The sequence below is a fragment of the Streptomyces niveiscabiei genome, from assembly GCF_001419795.1.
Taxonomy (GTDB): Bacteria; Actinomycetota; Actinomycetes; order Streptomycetales; family Streptomycetaceae; genus Streptomyces; species Streptomyces niveiscabiei.
Genome location: NZ_LIRL01000840.1, coordinates 220 through 538, shown reverse-complemented (window position 1 = coordinate 538; position 319 = coordinate 220). Strand labels below are relative to the sequence as shown.

1 protein-coding gene is annotated in these 319 nt (G+C 70.5%); it reads left to right on the top strand.

Annotated elements, in window-relative coordinates:
* Window positions 1-319: bis-aminopropyl spermidine synthase family protein (locus AOK24_RS51520; protein ID WP_240554270.1), on the top strand; the 319-nt coding region annotated here is incomplete at both ends.

The following is a 319-nucleotide window of genomic DNA, read 5'->3' as shown; positions in this document are numbered from 1 at the left end:
CGGTTCGACGCGGCGATGACCGACCCGCCGTACACCCCCGAGGGCGCGCGCCTCTTCCTCTCCCGCGCGGTCGAGGGCCTGCGCCCCGGCGCCGCGCACAGCATCTTCTTCTCCTTCGGCGGCAAGAGCCCGGACCAGATGCTCGCCGTCCAGCGGGAGATCATGGACCTGGGCCTGGTCACCCACGGCCACATCCGCAACTTCAACGAGTACGAGGGCAGCGGCATCCTCGGCGGCGTCGGCTTCTTCCAGCACCTCCTGACGACGAGTACGACGGCCCCGACGCACACCGGCGACTTCACCGGCCCCCTCTACACCG